The organism is Mucilaginibacter sp., assembly GCF_025359345.1.
In the GTDB taxonomy this organism is placed as follows: domain Bacteria; phylum Bacteroidota; class Bacteroidia; order Sphingobacteriales; family Sphingobacteriaceae; genus Mucilaginibacter.
In genome coordinates this window covers 86578-105844 of sequence record NZ_JANYGQ010000028.1, presented here as the reverse complement: position 1 = coordinate 105844, position 19267 = coordinate 86578, and the positions used below count along the sequence as shown (strand labels likewise).

Annotated in this window: 9 protein-coding genes; 2 read left to right on the top strand and 7 right to left on the bottom strand. The window is 44.3% G+C overall.

What is annotated here, in order from left to right; translation table 11 throughout:
- Positions 1 to 134: 134 nt before the first annotated feature.
- The 7 genes from Q0R52_RS18885 to Q0R52_RS18855 form a co-directional block, all read right to left on the bottom strand.
- Positions 135 to 1151: a type IX secretion system membrane protein PorP/SprF gene (locus Q0R52_RS18885; protein ID WP_295797035.1), complete on the bottom strand. Its 1017-nt coding sequence runs from the start codon at positions 1149 to 1151 to the stop codon at positions 135 to 137.
- 281 nt (positions 1152 to 1432) lie between these two features.
- The gene (locus Q0R52_RS18880; RefSeq protein WP_295797033.1) at positions 1433 to 10345 is read right to left on the bottom strand and encodes a beta-propeller fold lactonase family protein; all 8913 of its coding nucleotides are present in this window, start codon (positions 10343 to 10345) and stop codon (positions 1433 to 1435) included.
- A 131-nt stretch (positions 10346 to 10476) separates the two neighbouring features.
- Positions 10477 to 11181, bottom strand: a complete 705-nt coding sequence (locus tag Q0R52_RS18875; RefSeq protein WP_252789426.1) for an NUDIX domain-containing protein — start codon at positions 11179 to 11181, stop codon at positions 10477 to 10479.
- Positions 11182 to 11343: 162 nt separating this feature from the next.
- The gene (locus Q0R52_RS18870) at positions 11344 to 13113 is read right to left on the bottom strand and encodes an ABC transporter ATP-binding protein (RefSeq protein ID WP_295797029.1); all 1770 of its coding nucleotides are present in this window, start codon (positions 13111 to 13113) and stop codon (positions 11344 to 11346) included.
- On the bottom strand, positions 13094 to 14845 hold the full coding sequence (locus Q0R52_RS18865) for an ABC transporter ATP-binding protein (protein ID WP_295797027.1): 1752 nt from the start codon (positions 14843 to 14845) through the stop codon (positions 13094 to 13096). Before Q0R52_RS18865 ends, Q0R52_RS18870 begins: the two co-directional genes overlap by 20 nt.
- Positions 14846 to 14962: 117 nt before the next feature.
- Entirely contained in the window at positions 14963 to 15427 is a 465-nt protein-coding gene (locus Q0R52_RS18860) for a DinB family protein (protein ID WP_295797026.1), read from the bottom strand.
- Between the two features lie 43 nt (positions 15428 to 15470).
- Positions 15471 to 16919 (bottom strand): PLP-dependent aminotransferase family protein, encoded by a 1449-nt coding sequence (locus Q0R52_RS18855; protein ID WP_295797024.1) that lies wholly within the window; start codon positions 16917 to 16919, stop codon positions 15471 to 15473.
- A gap of 150 nt (positions 16920 to 17069) precedes the next feature.
- On the opposite strand from Q0R52_RS18855, the gene Q0R52_RS18850 reads away from it, so the two are divergent.
- Positions 17070 to 18575, top strand: coding sequence for an aminotransferase class V-fold PLP-dependent enzyme (locus tag Q0R52_RS18850; protein WP_295797022.1), 1506 nt, complete (start codon positions 17070 to 17072; stop codon positions 18573 to 18575).
- Between the two features lie 8 nt (positions 18576 to 18583).
- Positions 18584 to 19189, top strand: coding sequence for a GNAT family N-acetyltransferase (locus tag Q0R52_RS18845; RefSeq protein ID WP_295797020.1), 606 nt, complete (start codon positions 18584 to 18586; stop codon positions 19187 to 19189).
- Positions 19190 to 19267 lie beyond the last annotated feature (78 nt).

Below are 19267 nucleotides of genomic sequence, written 5' to 3'. Positions count from 1 at the left end.
CGAAGCCCCCCGGCCCCCTAAAGGGGGAGTTTTTGATTTGCATAACGAAAGACAACTTGCCAAGTTTTGAAAACCTGGCAAGTTATATCGTATTGAAATTCTTTTACTCCCCCTTTAGGGGGCTGGGGGCCTTCTTAAAAAAGGTGCTGCGGACAAGTAACCTTATACCTGTTGTTAAGCAACAAACCAATCACAATTTCGTGGGTGCCATTACTTACAGTATTTAAGGCTGATGTGGTAATATCATACGAATAGCCGATATTTATAAATGAACTAACATTTACGCCGGCCAACACGCCGAATGAATCGTTGTGACGATACGATCCGCCAAACCAAAATTTATCACTGAACGAAAACTTGGCATTTAAATCATAAGTGATTGGTGTAGGCTGAATAACCTTTATCAAAAAGGATGGCAGTAGCGTTATTTCATCAGTTAAAAAAACCTTAACCCCACCGGTTAAAAAATACTGCGGCACCGTTTTGCTTTGGTTATACGCTTTACTCGAGCTAAAATAAAGGTTTTGCGGTATAAGCTGCTGCACCGATGCACCAATGTAATAAGTAGACGAATATAGCCATGTACCGATGCTTAGGTCGGGTTTCCACTGGCTGTTGTTGCCGTTGCTTATCGCAGGGTCAAGCGGATTTTCAAGCGTTATTAAGGCCGTATTAAGGCTGATATGGTTAAATCCTGCTGATGCCCCTACTGCAAGGTTTAAGTTGGCAGCAAGCCCCAGGTGATAAGCATATGACAAATTAAAAGTTGTTTGATTTATCGGGCCAGCCTGGTCACTAATTATGCTGGCGCCTATGCCGTGGTGCGGCTCAGCAGCCATATAGTTTTGTGTGTATAGCCTGCTCGACGGGTTTATGCCACCAGTAGCCGGAAATGCCGTAGCATCGCCATTTAAAAAGTTGGAACCAAGCGGTGCGCTGATAGTTAAATAGCTGGTAACAGGTGCCCCCTGCAAACCAGTCCACTGGCTGCGGTAACCTGCTTTAACATCGGTATAATTTTCAATACCTGCAACCGCCGGGTTTAACAGGTAGTTATTAAATACATACTGTGTGTATTGCGGCTTTTGCTGGGCCGATACCAATTGTAAGCATGAAATAAAAACGAACAATAAGTATAAAATTCTTTTCATTAATATATAATGGTTCTATAAAAGCCGTTTTTGCTACGAACGTGTTTACGTTAAAGTTATTGCTATAGTTAGGTTGGTAGTACGCTTAATATCGTTCAAATCAAGCGATACACAATGCAACCAATATACGAATATAGTTTTTCTCCTTATCCCTTGTATATACCTGCGCGTTATTTTAATTTTTAATTAAGGTTAATTTTCAAAAATTAATCTTTTATGCAACAAAACTCACCAATTTAACACCACAATTAATGTCTCACTTGTAAACCTGTTTTGCTGCATTACCTTATAATTGTAATGCTGCCTGAATATGGTTTGCTATCATTTTTAAGATCGATAATATAGTAATAGGTACTAACAGGCAGCAATGTCCCTTTATACCTGCCATCCCACGATTTGCCATAACCAACAGATGAAAATACATTTTGCCCCCACCTGTTGTAAATATTTACTATGCAACCTGGGTAACTGTCGATATTGGCGATGTTCCAGGTATCATTTATGCCATCGTCATTGGGGGTAAAAGTGTTTGGGATTTTTAACGGCACGTTTATTCCTAAAACCGTAAGCACACCGTTTACCAAAGCAATATCATAATTTGGCGAAGCAGCCCCGGAAACTAAAATGGTGTATTTTCCCGGAAGGGATGTTTCGTCGGCAATAGTTGAAACAACCGGCAGCGATGTTAATTGTGCGGGGCTTTCATTATTTACAAACCCGCTGTAAGTTAAAGTTAGTATTGGATTAGGGTCTTTGTAAGTTTTGATTTTATCATCAGCGGTTATTGTCAATGGCATCTTATTAACCGTAAGGTCAGCATTCATATAGGTAATTGCATAATTCTTCGGGTCAAATGTCACGCCGATTACGTCTGCCGGTGTTACTGAGCCTGCGTAGGTACCTGCCGGGTCGGTTGCCGCTGCGCCTTGCCCATATGTAATGGTTACGGTTTGGACGGTTTCGCTATTCTGTAAGCCGACAACAGTAAAATCAGCCGAGCCGGGTGCACCGGCAAGCAAGATGCCATAGTTCTTACTTTTGGCATTTGCAATTACCGTAAGCGGTGCCGGACTAACTAAACTTACCGGCAATTGAGGGTAAATAGTATTTACGCCTGTGCTCTCCAGGCTTATAGAGCCCCCGTAAGAGCCAACCGGCGCGTTTTTTGCCAATCGAACATAAATTGTAGTCGGAGCGATAGTGCCTGCGGCGCCCACGGTGATGGTATTGCTGAAATTGATATTATCGGTACTTACTTCAACGCCGGCTGGCGGGGTCACCTTAATACCTTCCCTCATATCTCTGCCTGATATGGTAAACGATGTTACCGGCGAAGGTGTGCCATAAATAGTATTGACGCCATTTGGCGGCTGGTCGTTAGTAATTACCGGCGGCAGCGATGCTTTTACTGTAATAGTAAATGTTACCGGCTGGCCATCACACGCAGGGCTGGGGCTCAGGAAGGTTCCAATGGCCGCAGGGTCTTTCCCTACTGGTATCTCGTTAAATACAGTGTTTGTTGCAGCGTCAATAACAGACAACTTATTTTCACTCTGGCTGGTAACGTAAACAAACTTCCCATCGGGGCTAACGTTCACGCCCGTTGGCTGCCCAAATCCTTCAATAGTGGCCACTACAGCATTTGTAGCTGTATTTACCACCGAAACATTAGTAGATGCTACATTTGGAATATATAGCCTGCTGCCATCGGGACTGATCCCCAGGTAAAGGGGAGAGAAGTTGCCCGTAATGGTGCCTGAAACCGTATTCGTTGCGGTGTTAATTACCGAAATATCACGCGAGGTCTGATTGGCGACATATAACTTGCTGCCATCCGGGCTAAAACACAGCCCATAGGGGCCCTCGCCCACATTTATCGTTTTTTGAAGGGTATAGTCAGCTATGCGAATAACTGATACCGTGGTCGACCTATTGTTTGATACGTATAGGGTGCCACCATCGGGGCTCACGGCAACATCAATGGGCCCTGTAAAGCCGTCTATAGTATGTATCACCGCATTGGTTAAAACATCAATCACCGCCACACTATTGCCGTTTAAACTTGCAACAAACAGCAAACTGCCATCCGCATTTGATTTTATACCATACGGTGAACTCCCGACCGGAATAGATCCCTTAACGGTATTTGTAGCCGGATCGATTATTGACACCGTTGAACCATCAGCGTTTGTAACGTAAATCAGATTATTCCTGGCATTAATTGTCACACCGATGGGGTGATTTCCTACCGGCAAAAAAGCTATCACCGAATTAGATGCCAGGCTTACTACCGAAACATCGTTTGACTGCAAATCGGGAATATATGCGTACCCGAGTTTTAGCGGTGTCACGGTTACAGTTGCTGTGATATCAGTTGCGCCGGTGTTTATAGCTTTAAACGAGGCGATATCACCTAAACCGGCCGCGGGCAAGCCGATCCCCGGCTTATCATTGGTCCATCTGAACTGGTTTCCGCTGCCTGCAAAACTAATGGCATCGGTGGCATCGCCATCTTGTTTGGTTTGATTGCCTATTGCATTAACCGTTGGTAAGGCATTTACAAGACCCCTAACGGGAACCGTTTGAGTAGGTATTCCTGGAGTTGATAAATCGACATCGCCTGAAACACTCCCTATCGCATAGTCGGCCGATCTTACATATACCACAACATTTGAAACACTGCCGTTCGTACGTGCCAGGGTTACGCTCTTAGTAAAGCCGCTGATTGCCGAGAGTGAAACTTCAAATCCAATGGGAGCCATAGCAGTTATATCGCCAGTCAAAGCAGTGCCCGAAACTGCAAACTGCTGGACGTTGGGGCTGGCAGATGGCGAGCCGGCGCAGGCAATTATTGTGCCAGTTACAGCACTGTGTGTAATTGAAGGGGTTTGGACGTTAACTGTAATTGTAAAAGTAGCCGGAATGCCAGGGCAGTCGGCCCCCGGCACCGCAAGGGTACCGAATGCGCTGGGCGCAGCCCCCACCAGAATTTTATTTACCACCTGGTTGGTGGCTGTATTGATAACTAAAACCGTATTATCCGCGGGGGTCGTAACGTATAGTAAGCTGCCGTCGCGGTTCAATAACATACCCCAGGGCTTTGTACCCACTGTAATTGTTTTAACAATTTGTTTGGACGCTATATCAATTACTAAAATTTTATCATCGAGGTCACTGGTTGAATACAACAATTTACCATCAGGAGTAACAGTGATGGCTGATGGATTACTGCCTATAGGCAAGGTTGCCGTTACTTTATTAGTCGCCGTATTAATTACTGAAATGGTTCCATCCTGAAAATTTGATACATAAACCCAATTACCATCTCTGCTCATCGCGATGCCCTCGGCCTGCTTTCCCACCGGTATATTGTCAATTAATGCACCGGTTGCCGTATCAATCACCCATAAATCGTTTTCACCATTATTTGATACATACAAGAGTTTCCCGTCGTTACTCAGCACAACACCCAAGGGTGTTAGTCCTGCCGGGATGGTTTTCACAACGCTGCTGCTGCCTGTGCCAATAACCGAAATGTTATTATCGTATATATTGGCAACGTATAGCTTGCTGCCGTCGGAACTTATTACCGTTGCAGATGGTACTCCTCCTACGGGAATTGTATTAATTACGCTGTTTGTTGATGTATTTATTACCGAAACATCATCAGAGCTTTCGTTAGTAACATATACCCTGCTGCCGTCGGGCGAAATAGTGATCCTTACCGGATTACTACCAACAGGTATTGTCGCCACGGCTTTATTGGTAGAAATATCAATAACTGAAACGGTGTTATCATTTGCATTGGTAACGTAGCCATATTTTTTAGTTTCCGGTGTTACGGTAATAGTGGCTTTAAGCTGAGATCCACTGACATTAACAGCCGTAAACGAGGGCAAATCACCTGTTCCGCTCGCCGGGAGTCCTATTGCCGGTGTGTCATTAACCCAATGGAATATATTACCTGTTCCTGTAAAATTAACAGCAGTAGTAATATCACCATTTACGTATATTTTGTCGCCCACCGGGTCCATAACAGGTAACGCGCTGACTGTTCCGCTCACCTCTACTGTTAAATTTGTTGCCCCTGCCGTAGCGAGTGTAATTTTACCCGAAATAGGCCCTACCACTGCCGAAGCCGCCGATCTTACATAAACCAGCACATTGGTTACTTTCCCAGCAGACTGGTTTAGCGTAACTGCGCCGCTAAAACCATTGTTTGCCGACAATGACACTTCAAAACCGGCCGGTGCCGTGACAGTTATTCCAGCTGTTAAACCTGTTCCCGAAACCGTAAATTGCTGAATATTGGGACTTACTGAGGCTGTACCCACACAGGCTGAAATGCTGCCGCTAACCACGGTAGCAGTAATTGCAGGCGACGCATTTACTTTGATGGTGAACGTTTGCGGTATACCGGGGCATCCTGTAGCATTTGCCGGCGTTACTTTTATGGTGGCCGTTATTGCCGTTGTCCCGGTATTTACAGCAGTAAATAATGGGATATCGCCGAAACCATTTGCAGGTAACCCGATCCCCGGTTTATCATTTGTCCATGTAAAACTCGTGCCTGTACCGGTAAAGTTTACCGTGGTAGTAACGCCACCGTTGGTATATGTTGCATCGCCCGGTTTATCTACGGTTGGCAACGCATTTATAGTCCCTGCAACGGCGACGCTTTGGTCGGCAGCGCCTGTAGAAGTTACCACCACATTATCAGCGATATTGCCCGTTGCAGAAGCCGCAGAACGAACATAAACTACAATATTTGTTACAAGCCCGCCTGCCTGGTTTAATATTACACTATTGCCGTAGCCACTGTTAGGCAATAACGATACTTCGAAACCTGCGGGAGCTGTTGCTGTTACCCCGGCCGTCAAACCGGTTCCCGAGACCGTAAACTGCTGAATATTGGGACTAGCTGACGGCGAACCTTCACATGCCGAAATAGTGCCTGTTGCCGCTGTTGCGGTTATCTTGGGTGTTGTGGCCTTTACTTTAATTGCGAACGTAATTGGTTGACCGATGCAGCTCGCCTCCTTGCTGATAAAATTTCCGAAAGAATATGGCTTATTAAGTTCCGGCCCGGTTATGGTAGTTATCAAGCTGTAATCTTCTGTATTATAAACATAAACGGCATCAGGCGTTTGGGAGGTCACATATAATTCTTTGTCATCGTTAGTTAGAGATAATGTACCAGTGGTGGCGGCGATATTTATTTTTTTTATAACGGTATTTGTAGCCGTGTTAATAATATCCACCTGGCCTGCCCCGCAGGCCACGTACGCCCGCGTGCCTGTTGAGTTAACAGCTATACCATGCGGTTCGCTGGCAACTGCAATAGACGATATGGATTTAGTGACAAGATTAACCCGTGTTACTGTGTTGCTTGCGGCGTGTGTTATATAAAGGGCATTGCCATCAGGCGTTATAATCATACCATAATTATATGATGTACTGAGGGGTATTACCGAATCAACCACATTGGTTGATGCGTTAATAATGTACACTTTATTAGAGTTAGCGCTGGTTGCTGCGTACAACCACTTGCCATCGGGGCTAACACATACCGAAACAACCTCCGGCAAATTGAGTATTGTGGTGACAACAGTGTTGGTTCTTGCATTAATTACCGAAATAGAAGCGTCGCCTGAATTGGTAACATATACGCGGCTGCCATCCGGACTAAGAACTACGTTCAACGGATCTTTTCCTACCGTTATAGTGGTTAATAGCGTATTATCGGCAGTGTTAATTACCGACACTACGCCTGCCGTATTATTGTTAATGAAATATACTTTTCTCCCATCTAGGCTGGCGGCTACTCCGTAAAGTTTAGAGGCGACGTCAATAGATTTAATGACCTTGTGTGTAGTACAATTGATGACAGCTACAGAATTTAACCCGGCACAGGCTATGTAGGCATAGCTTGTGGGCACGGGTGTAGCCGTTATTGTAGCCATAAGCAGGGTGCTCCCGTTGTTGAGCGCTATAAACGGTGTTATATCGCCGGTGCCGCTTGCAGCCAGGCCTATTCCCGGCGTATCATTAGTCCAGTTAAAGGTACTTGCAGTGCCGTTAAATGGTATCAGGGTAGTGACATCCCCATTGTTGTAAGTTCTATCTACTACCGGATTTACCGTTAGCAATCTGTTCACCTCCCCATTAACGGCTACGCTTTGGTCGGTTACGCCGGCAGACGATATTACAACATTACCGGATATACTGCCTGTAGCTGTTTGCGCCGACCGTACATAAATAATAGTATTACTAAGTTTGCCGGCTACAGGGGTGAGCGATATTGAAATGCCGTATCCGGCTGCCGGATTAAGTGATACTTCAAATTTAGCCGGTGCCTGTACCGTTACACCCGCTGTCAACGCTGTACCTGAAAGTGTAAACTGCTGAATATTCGGACCGGCCGATGGCGAACCTTCACATGCCGAAATGGTGCCTGTTGCCGCTGTTGCAGTTAATTGGGCTGTTGCTGTCTTTACCGTAATAGTAAATGTAATGGGCTGTCCCGGGCAACCCGGCCCCTTGCTTATGAAATTGCCTAACGACATTGGGTTATCAAAGGCCGGGCCTGTAATAGTGGTTATCTTGCTATAATTGGCAGTGTTAAATACGTCAACGGCATTGGCGGAACGGTTGGTAACGTACAACTCTTTGTCGTCGCTGCTTACCGATACGGTAAAAGGGGCGCCCGTGGCAGGCAGCGATTTTATAACAGCATTAGTGGCGGTGTTAATAATATCCACTTCGTTTGCCTGGCTGCAGGCAACATACACCCTGGTGCCCGTGGAGTTAATGGCAATACCATACGGCCCGCCACCAACCGGGATGGACGATACCGCCTTGGTAACCAGGTTCACCCGGGTAACAGAACTATTCTGATTGTTTGTAAAATAGAGGCTTTTACCATCAGGTGTTATAACCATGCCATAATTATAAGAAGAACCGAGAGGTATGGTTGAATCGAGTACATTAGTTGATGCGTTAATAATATACACCGCATTAGGGCTCCCTTCTGTTGCCGCGTACACCCACTTACCATCAGGGCTTATAGCTATCGAAATAATGCTGGGCAGATTGGGTATTGTAGTAAGAACACTGTTATTTTGTGTTTCAATCACTGATATAGAAGCAGCGTTGGAGTTTGCCGTATATACCCGGCTGCCATCCGGACTTATAGCTATGCCGTAAGGGCTATTCCCTACAGAGATCGAGGTTAATAATGTGTTATCGGCAGTGTTAATTACCGAAACCGTACTGGCGTCATTATTTGCGATATATACTCTTTTTCCGTCAGCACTTGTCACTATGCCAACAGGTATTGAACCACCATTTATAGTTTTAATTACCTTATGCGTAGTGCAATTAATAACAGCAATCATATTTGACCCCTGGTTGGCCACGTAAGCGTAATCTGTTGGCAAAGGCGTTACCTTAATTGTAGCAATAACAGGGGTAGTTCCGGTATTGACGGCGGTAAACGAGGGCAAATCTCCTATGCTGTTTGCAGGCAGCCCTATTCCTGGTTTATCGTTGGTCCAGGTAAATTTACCAGCCGTGCCGGTAAATACTACCGGGCTTGTAACATCACCATTGTAGTAAATTTTATCTGTTACCGGGTCAACTGTCAGCAACGCATTTACCACGCCGCTAACGGCCACATTTTGGTCGGGTGCTCCCGCTGAGGTAAGCACTACATTGCCGGATATACTGCCAGTCGCCGAAGCTGCAGAACGGACAAACACCACCACATTGGTTACTTTACCGCCCGATTGGTTTAACAACACGCTGCTGCCATAACCGCTGTTTGCCGAAAGCGACACCTCGAATCCCGCTGGAGCAGCTGCCTTTATCCCGGTTGTTAAATCGCTTCCCGATACGGTAAATTGCTGGATATCCGGGCTTGCAGATGCTGTACCCACACAAGCGGAGATTGACCCGGTTACAGGCCCTGCAATAATTGTTGGCGCAGCAGGGTTTACTGTAATTGAAAATGTAACAGGCGGGCCGTTACAGCCTATACTGGTTGTAAATATCCCAAGTGAAAGCGGGTCGCTTCCTACATCTACCGAGGTTATTACACTATTTGTAGCTGTACTTATAATATCAACTTTATTGGAAACATGGTTTGCAACATATAATTCCTTGCCATCGGTACTAACCGATACCCCAAACGGAACACCGCTGGTATTGATAGTTTTTATAATGATATTGGTGGCGGTGTTAATTACAGATACCTTTTTTGTAAAACTGTTTGCAACATATACCCGTTTGCCATCTGGACTTGCAGTTACGCCGTACGGCCCGCTTACTCCTATTATAAGTTTAGTTTCGGTTTTAGTGAGGGTGTTAAAAACCGTTATAGTACCTGGGGCATTATTGGCAATGTATAATGTGTTGCCATCGGGACTTATCGCTATTCCACCGTTGCATGTCCCGTTTAGCGGTATAGTAAAATCGACAGCGTTTGTAGCTGTGTTAACTATGTAAAGACTTGCGTTGCCACTTGCATTGGTAACGTACAGCCATTTTCCATCGGGGCTAACGCAAGCTCCCTGCGGTGTAATTAACCCGTTTATCGTTGCATCTACAGCATCGGTTGCAGTATTTATAACAGAAATGGTGCCGCTGTTGCTATTTATGGCGTACACCGTAGTACCGTTGGGACTTGCAGCAATACCAAACGGGCCGTCGCCCACTGTAATAGTTTTTATTACCGTGTTACTTGCTGTGCTTATTACAGATACGGTGCCCGAACCAACATTAGTTATGTATACTTTACTGCCATCAGGAGTAGCAGCAACGCCAAAGGGGTTTAGTTGTCCCGGTAAAGGAATGGTTTTGACCACCATATGCGTAACAACACTTATAACCGAAATATCGTTGGAGCTTTGGTTGCTTATGTACGCATATCCCAATGGCACGGGCGTCGCCTTAATTGTAGCAACAACCGGGGTCGTACCATTATTAATCGCAGTAAATGGAGCTATGTCGCCTGTGCCGCTTGCAGGCAGGCCAATACTTGGCTTATCATTTGTCCAATTAAAAACGCACCCTGGCGGAAAAGCTACGGGCTGGGTTTGCTGTCCGTTATTTACCGTCTGGGGGGATTGCGCCCATGCCAGTATACGTATGCAAACCAGGAATACAGTAATAATACTTTGTAAAAGGCTCCTCATGGCTTAGGATAAATACATTCAGGTAAATCCTTAAGGGGACATAAAGATTGTATTTTTCCTTCAAATAAACGCTTAAATTGATATCTTTTTTAACAATTAGCGTTTGATTTTCAGCACCTTCAGCGTGAGCCTTAAAAAAACTTGTCGGGATTGGGCACCAAATTCAAAAACCGTTCGAAGTTTTCTGCATAATGTGATTGGTCGAGCTTGTAATAAAATGCGCCTTTTTTTGAGGAAAATTTATCTTTCTCGTTCAGCTTAACCAAAAGGCCGGTCGACAATAGTTTTCGGCTAAAGTTACGGTCATCGAAAGTGGTATTATAAACACCTTCGTAAAGGGCCTGTAATTGAGGTATAGTGAATTTCTCGGGCAATAATTGAAATAATATGGGATGGAGCGCAGCCTTATAACGCAATTGCTTTTGGGCTAGCTTAACCATTTCAGCGTGGTCAAATATCAGTTCAGGCATTTCGTCCAATAAAAACCACTCAGCGTGGTATTCATCGTTTATCTCTTTTTCGTATTGATGTATATCGATAAGGGCGAAATAGGCAATTGACAAAGTACGTTCAACAGGGTCGCGGTCTGGTTTGCCAAACACCTGGAATTGCTCCATATAAACATCTTTCAATCCTGTGCGCAATTCCAAAACGCGGTTTGCCGCATCTTCCGGCGATTCGGAGGGCTGGATAAAGCCGCCCATTAAACTCCATTTATCTTTCTCAGGTTCAATATTGCGCTGTACCAGTAACAGCTTTAAGTTCCATCCGTCAAATCCGAATATTATACAATCTGTAGCAACTAAAATTCGTTTTTGACCAGTATATCTCTGCATAATCGGTTTATAGTTTATTTACAAGTGTAGGGATTTTTTTTTTAGTCCGAAAGTCCCGAAATTAAGTAAAGTCCGAAAGACCGAAAGTCGGGAAAGTTATTAGATCAACTTTCTTGCGTCTTTATTGACTTTCCCGACTTTACTGACTTTCCCGACTCAAACTTAACTCGTCCTTTTCCCCTGCAACAGCATATCCATCGCATGGTCAAACGACCCGGCGCGGATTACTTCGCCTGAGTTTACAAAGAATATTTCATCAGCATTCTCGATAGTGTTTAGCCGGTGGGCTATTATTACCCTTGTAGTTGTTGCGGGCAGGTTATTTAAAATGTCACTTAGCAATTTTTCGGTAATGGTATCTATGTTGGCGGTAGCCTCATCCAAAATCAGCAAGTCGGGGTTACGCAATACGGCCCGCATAAACGCTATCAGTTGTTTTTGGCCCAGGCTGATGCTGTCGCCGCCCGATAGTACTTTAGTATCCAGGCCGCTTTCAAAAATGGCCAGCAGGGTTCCCAGGTTAGCTTCTTTTATTACCTCTTCCAATTGCTCGTTTGTATGGTTTACATACAGTTCGTTACCGTATAAAATATTCTCGCGAACAGTGCCGGTAAACAGGAACGGCTCCTGCAAAATAAAGCCAATTTTTTTAGTGCGCTCAGTTGGGTCAAATGAGCGGATATCGGCACCTTCAAGCAGTACCATTCCTTTATTCGGGTCGTAAAGGCGGGCAATAAGAGATGCCGTTGTTGTTTTACCTCCACCTGTTGGGCCAACCAATGCGTATGTTTTTCCTTGCTCCAGTTTAAAGCTGATGTTGTGCAGTATTTCTTTGTCTTCATCATATCCAAAATGCACGTCCCTGAATTCGAGTAAAGGTGCTTCTGTTTCGGGTATGGTTTTTTCAACTTTTACCAGGTCGGTTTCCAGCGATAATATTTGCGCAATCCTGTCCCACCCGGCCATAGCCGTTTGGAAACCTGTCCACAATGCCGCCAACTGACGTAATGGGTTATAAAAATTATTGGCATATGATGCAAAACTAACAGCCACCAGACCGATGCCAATTTCCCCGCGCGAAAACAAATAAATACCATAGGCAAACACAATTATCTGCGCAAAGCTCGATAACAATGCATAAACCGGCACATACGAGTTGTTAGCTATGCCAGCGCCAATTGCTGTTTTATAATTCTCCTGGTTTGCTTCATCAAACTTTTTGCGGAAATAATCGCGGCGATTAAAGGCAATAATAACCCGAAAATTATTCAGGCTTTCCTGTATTTCAGCGCTCATTCCACCAACGCTTTTGAGGTTCCTGGCATTTTTGCTTTTTACCCATGCCGATGTGATGCTTGTGAACAGTAAAATCACCACTGCCGGTATCAGCGTAGCCGAACCAAGTTTGATATTTATCGACAGCAAAAATATACCCGCGCCCGTCATAGTGGCGATGCTGCCGATAAACTGCATCAACTGCTGCGAAAAAAACTGGTTAAGCTTATCGGTGTCATTGTTTACACGCGATATCAAATCGCCGGCTTTGTTTTGATTGAAAAAACCAACCGGCAGCAATTGCAATTTATTAAAGATGGAATTACGCAACGTGAACAACATGCGCTGCCCTACCCCGCCCATCAACATAGTTTGTACATAGCTCGAAACCAACGATACCAGGTACAGGCAAAACAATATCGCGCAGTTTACCAATACGCCATGATAGTTTTTCTGGGGCACAAAAATATAATCGTCAATGGTTCTGCCAATAATCAGCGGACCAACCAGGTTAATGCTTGATGTTACCAAAATGGTCATCAACGCCAGCCACAGGTTTTTCTTTTCGTGCGATATCAACTGCAGCAATTTCCCAAGCGACGACCAGGTTGATGACTTGGGCGCCTTGGCCTGCAGGTCATTTAGGTTGTAGTTCATAATTGCTGGTGCTTTGTTGCGAGTTATATATCTGTACGTATTCGGGGCTGGTCTTCATCAGGTGGTCATGTTTACCGCTTGCAATAATTTCGCCCTCCATTAATAAAATTATCTGGTCGTAGTGTTCAACCGAGGCTATTTTTTGGGTAACCGAAAGCAAGGTTAGGCCTGGGTAATTCTTCTGCACATTGGCCAATATCTTCTTTTCAGTATTTCCGTCGACTCGTGCGGTAAAATCATCCAGCAATAAAACCCTGGGATTTATCGCCAACGCCCTAGCCAGCATAATCCGCTGCTTCTGTCCGCCCGAAAGACTGGAGCCGCGCTCCGAAACTATGGTGCTCAGCTTATCAGGTAAGCTATCTATAAACTCTTTCAGTTCGGCAGTTTCAATAGCTTTTTGCAACGATTCGTCAGTAACCGTATCGCTAAAGGCAATATTTTCGCGAATACTCATATTAAAGATGATACTGTCCTGGAAAACAAAACCCACCTGGCTGTGGAACGATTCGCTATTGTATTCATCAATCGTTCTGCCATCAAACAAAATACTACCGCCGTTTGGCTTTATCAACCCGGTGAGCAGGTAAAGTAACTGGGTTTTGCCAGCAGCCGGAGGCCCTATTATGGCAATTTTAGCACCCGCCTTAATATTTATCGATATATCTTTAAGCGCCGGTTTTTGACCATACACCAGCGACACATCATTAAGCAGGATATCACCTTTTAGAGTTTCGGTTACCATGCCGGTTTCAATATTGTCGGATGCATTTAAAACCGCATTTATCCGCTGGAAAGATGCAGTGGCCGCGGCTATAATGTTGCTCATAAAACCGATCACCAAAATCGGGAATATCAGCTGAGCCAGGTAGCTGTTAAACGCGCCGAAATCACCAAGGCTCATGGTGCCGTTAATAATAAAATGCCCGCCTAATGCCAAAATGCTCAGCATGGCAATATTAGCTGAGAAAGTAATAACCGGTATTAGCCCTGCAAACAGGCGCAAAATGGACATGCCGAAATCTTTGGCTTTTGTATTGGCCTGCAAAAACTTATCAAACTCCAGTTGCTGCGAATTGATAACACGTATCAGCGCCGCTCCTAAAATACTTTCGTTTATCACCTTGTTTAGCCAGTCGATAACCTCGCGGGCTTTCATAAACAATGCCCGCACTCTTTTTAGCACGTAGAAAAATGTGCCGCCTATAATCGGGATAATGGCAATAACGCAAAGTGCAAGTTTCCAGTTAATAGTTAGCAGCAAAATACTGGCGCCAACAATTATAAATACCGATGAAACGATAGACACTAGCGCCTGCGAAACAAAAAGCTTGATTGAGTCAACATCAGCAGTAAGATTTGTAAGCAATTTTGAAGGATTAGCCGACTCAACAAAGGCATAGCTCTGGCGCGATATTTTGTCTGATAACCGTGAGCGCAGGTCGCGCGCCACTTTTTCAGATGTATAAGTTTGAATAACGCTTTGAAAGAATGAGCAGATAAAAATGAACACAACTGCCAGCGAAAACTTGATAATAACCGGCGATGTATCAAAATGCACACGCTGCATCATACTGTGGATATAATCGTCAATGCCGTGCGAAATGATTTTTGGCAGCCAAAGGTTAGCACTGTTGCTAAATATAGCAAACAGTATCAGCATAAATACCAAACCCGAATATGGTTTCAGCAGGCTAAAAATACCGGGTGGTTTTGGTTTATCGTCTGGCATAAGCTCTTTATTTTTTTACACAATAAGGGTGGGTAAAAATAACAATGAATTGTTATTTAACATGCAGACGATTGCCGAAAGAAATAATTTTGTTGAAAGAAAAAAAATTGACGGCGACTAATTCATAGTATGCGTCATCTGAAAAATCGCAAACAAGTGATGCGCCTCATGCAGCACGAAGAATTCTGACCATTCAATTATGTTCAACTTACCGAATTTTGGGTGGACGCCGGTACGATCCAATTTATCAGGCGATAGCTTGGTTACCAGGTTATAAATTATTTCCCTGTCGGTATTTATCTTTTTAAGGAGCTCGTAGGTGGTAAACGCGCAATATATTTCAAATCCATCGTCATCCTCGGCGCTGTACCTTTCAAATTCCGGGTTATCCATCAGTAGTATCTTGCGGATACGGTCAATAAAAACCGGCTGATATTTGGCCAAATGGGCAATTTGCTCGTGTATGCTCCATTTGCCTTTTATAACATGGTGTTGTATCTGCCTGTCGTTAAGCTTTATAATAATGGGGGTTATAGCCCGGTGCTGGTCTTTTAAACGGTGTGTAAGTGACGACTGAATCATATAACTTTATAACAAAGTTTACCAAAGATAGTTAGAATGTATCTTAAAATTTACTCATTAACTGCCCCAATGTTTTTAATGATTTTTCAATTTCCGGGCTATAGGGGGCGCCAAAGCTTATACGGATAAAGTTGGTAAAACGGCTGTCAGTACTAAAAATTTGTCCGGGCGATATGCTGATATTGTAGGCTATCGCCTGCGTGTAAAGTTCAAACGCATCTATTTTTTTGTCCAACTCAATCCATAGTACGTAACCTCCATTTGGCCTGCTTACCTTAACATCTGCTGGAAAAAATTCAGTGACCGCCTGCGTATACCGCAAACATTGGGTGTACAATGCTTTGCGCAGGTTGCGCATATGAAGGTCATAGCGGCCGGTTTCAAAAAAATGGCCGATTGCAGCATGTGTTGGCGATGCCGACGAAAGAGAATGCATCAATTTTAAATTAATGACCTGTTTTTTAAACCTGCCCGGCATACACCAGCCTACCCTGTAACCTGGCGCCAGCGTTTTTGATACTGATGAGCACAGCATTACCAGCCCCCCTTTATCATAGCTTTTACAAGTACGCGGCCTGGTTTTTCCAAAATACATTTCGCCATAAATATCATCCTCTATCAGCGGGATTTGCCTTTGGGCCAACAATTCTACCAAATTCTTTTTCCTTTCGTTCGTCATGCAATAGCCCAGTGGATTACTGAATGTAGGCACAAACAGGCAGGCTTTAACTTGCTGCTCATCAATAGCATTTGCCAAAAAATCAAGGTCTAAGCCTTCTACCGGATGTGTGGGTATTTCAACTATTTTCAATCCCAGGGTTTGTATGGTGCTGAATATGCCAAAATAAGTGGGGCTTTCAATAGCAACTACATCACCTGGTTTGGTAACTGCCCGCAGGCAAAACACGAGGGCCTCCATGCATCCTTGCGTAGTAACAACATCCTCCGGTAATATGTTGCCGCCCCAGCCAAAGGCTAGCCGGGCTATGTGTTTTTTTAAGTTCTCGTTACCCTGCACCCCCTCGTAACTGATACAGCTGTTGGCACTAATGCGGATAGCTTCTACCATTGATTTGCTGAGCTTGGCCTGCGGCAATAATGATAATGCAGGCGACGCCACCGATAATTTAACTATACCATCAGCCGAAAAATGGCGGTGTACCATTGCAATCATATCATCCACACTCAACTTTTTCGACTCGGTTACTGTGTTTTCCTTCTTTACCTCGTCAAATGAACGTGCCGGTGTATAACGTACATAGTAACCTGATTTTGGACGTGCTTCAATCAACCCCTTAATCTCTAACTGCACATAGGCTTTATAAGCAGTACTAAGGCTTATTCCCTGCTCATGGCTCAAAGCCCGTACCGATGGCAGCTTCTCCCCGGTTTTTAAAACCCGGCCTTTTATTTGGTTGCTTAGCCTGTCGGCGATTTGCATGTACAAAAAATCCTCGTCGTGAGCGGCTGATGTGCGTAAATTATCAATCATGTTATAATAGCAACAATCAGATTTTTTATTTGGGTTGATTACAAGAACTTAGCAAAATCTATTTACCAAATCTGTTATGCACAAAAATAACAAATCTGCATCTGTTTTATCAAATAATATTGATTCAAATTTGTACCGTAAATATTTTATATGAACCACGCAGATAACAAGCCCGAAATTGGATTAGACCCCGAAAATTGGGACGATTTTAAAACCCTCGGGCATCAGCTGATTGATGACATGGTTGAATATTTAAAAAACATTGGCGATAAACCAGCCTGGCAACCAATCCCTCAGGAGGTAAAAGCCGAATTACAAAAGCCCATCCCACATAAACCCTCAAATATTTTTGATGTATATGCCGAGTTTAAACAAAATATCCTGCCCTACCACGGCGGCAACATTCATCCCTCGTATTATGCATGGGTACAAGGTACCGGTACTCCTATGGGGGCATTTGCCGACCTGCTCGCTGGCATTATGAACGCCAATGTTACCATAGGCGACCAAAGTGCCATGTACGTTGATAAACAGGTAATAAACTGGTGTAAACAATTGATGAACTATCCCACCGAAGGCAGTGGTATGCTGGTAAGCGGTGGCTCAATAGCTAATATTACTGCGCTCATAGTGGCGCGCAACACCGTTGTGGCAAACAGCAAAACCAAAGGCTTGTATGTAGCCGAAGGTAAACTAACCGCTTATTGCAGCAGCGAAACCCACAACTGCGTAAACAAAGCCGCCGAAGTAATTGGCATCGGCAGCGAGCAATTAAGGAAAATACCGGTAAACGAAAATTTCGAAATTGATGTGGATTCACTTATTGCTAAGCTTAATGAAGATAAAGCGAACGGTTTTGTACCATTTTGCATAATCGGCAATGCCGGTACAGTCAATACCGGTGCTATTGATCCGTTGGATAAACTATTAACAATAGCCCGTCGCGAAAATATCTGGCTGCATATTGATGGCGCCTTTGGTGCGCTGGCTAAACTTGTGCCGGCTTACAGCGAAAAATTAAAAGCCATAGAACAGGCCGATAGCGTAGCGTTCGACTTGCACAAATGGATGTATATGCAATATGAAGTTGGCTGTGTGCTGTTTAAGGACGCTGTGGCGCATCGGGTAGCCTTTGCAAACACAGTAAATTATTTAACCGCACACGACAGGGGCATTGCGGGTGGACCTGAGACATTATCAAATTACGGTATGGAGCTGTCGCGTGGGTTTAAAGCGCTGAAAGTTTGGATGAGCCTGAAAGAACACGGCATGGATAAATACGCCGCAATGATCGCCCAAAACATCGACCAGGCTTTTTACCTTGGGGAACAGGTAAAACAGCACCCCGAACTGGAATTGCTGGCCGCTGTAAACATGAACGTGGCTTGCTATAGGTACAACCCTGGCAACCTTGATAATGACCAGTTAAATATATTGAACAGAGAATTACTGATGCGCATGCAGGAACGGGGAATTGCTGTACCATCAAACACCTTGCTGAATGGCAAATACGCCATTCGGGCTGCCATCACCAATCACAGAACGCGCCGCATGCACCTGGACCAAATGGTTGCCGCCACTATTGAAATTGGCCATGAACTGATAAATGAGCACGAAGCTAAATTATTTAAGTTTGATTTTTTGACAAGTAAATAACACCTGATATGACTTTAAATTACGATTTAAACGCCGAATATATTTTAGAAGACGAACGCGTATTGCTAAGGCCCTTACAGGAAAGTGACTACGACAACCTGTTGCCATTTGCATTAAATGAGCCTGATACCTGGAAATATTCCTATTTAAGCGCCCGTGGCGAGGATGGTATGCGTCGTTATATTAAAGATGCATTGGATAACCGCGCCACCGGTAAAGAATATGCTTTTATTGTTTTTGACAAGCAAACCCAAAGCTATGCTGGCAGTACCCGTTTTTATGACATACTGCCTGCCTGGCAAACTGTTCAACTTGGGTATACATGGTACGGCCAAAAGTACAGGGGTACGGGGTTAAATAAGCATTGCAAATACCTGATGCTGCAATTTGCCTTTGACGATTTAAATGCTTTGCGGGTTGAATTCAGGGCCGATGCACGTAACAAACACAGCATTGCCGCCATGAAAAGCATTGGCTGCACACCCGAAGGCATATTACGCAACAATATGCCATTGCAGGAAGGTGGTCGCCGCGATTCGATAGTACTAAGCGTTTTAAAGCATGAATGGGAAGGACGGGTAAAGCAATTGATAAAAAGTAAAATGGCCTATTAAATAGCCGACTCAACAAGAAGCCATTAACAATGAGCCTATAAAAAACAATAGTTGTAAGTTAAGCCCGAGTGCTACGAA

Bases quoted from the DNA above. Each gene is read 5' to 3' on its own strand.
- Q0R52_RS18885 (WP_295797035.1), bottom strand. From the start codon at position 1,151: ATGAAAAGAATTTTATACTTATTGTTCGTTTTTATTTCATGCTTACAA.
- Q0R52_RS18880 (WP_295797033.1), bottom strand. From the start codon at position 10,345: ATGAGGAGCCTTTTACAAAGTATTATTACTGTATTCCTGGTTTGCATA.
- Q0R52_RS18875 (WP_252789426.1), bottom strand. From the start codon at position 11,181: ATGCAGAGATATACTGGTCAAAAACGAATTTTAGTTGCTACAGATTGT.
- Q0R52_RS18870 (WP_295797029.1), bottom strand. From the start codon at position 13,113: ATGAACTACAACCTAAATGACCTGCAGGCCAAGGCGCCCAAGTCATCA.
- Q0R52_RS18865 (WP_295797027.1), bottom strand. From the start codon at position 14,845: ATGCCAGACGATAAACCAAAACCACCCGGTATTTTTAGCCTGCTGAAA.
- Q0R52_RS18860 (WP_295797026.1), bottom strand. From the start codon at position 15,427: ATGATTCAGTCGTCACTTACACACCGTTTAAAAGACCAGCACCGGGCT.
- Q0R52_RS18855 (WP_295797024.1), bottom strand. From the start codon at position 16,919: ATGATTGATAATTTACGCACATCAGCCGCTCACGACGAGGATTTTTTG.
- Q0R52_RS18850 (WP_295797022.1), top strand. From the start codon at position 17,070: ATGAACCACGCAGATAACAAGCCCGAAATTGGATTAGACCCCGAAAAT.
- Q0R52_RS18845 (WP_295797020.1), top strand. From the start codon at position 18,584: ATGACTTTAAATTACGATTTAAACGCCGAATATATTTTAGAAGACGAA.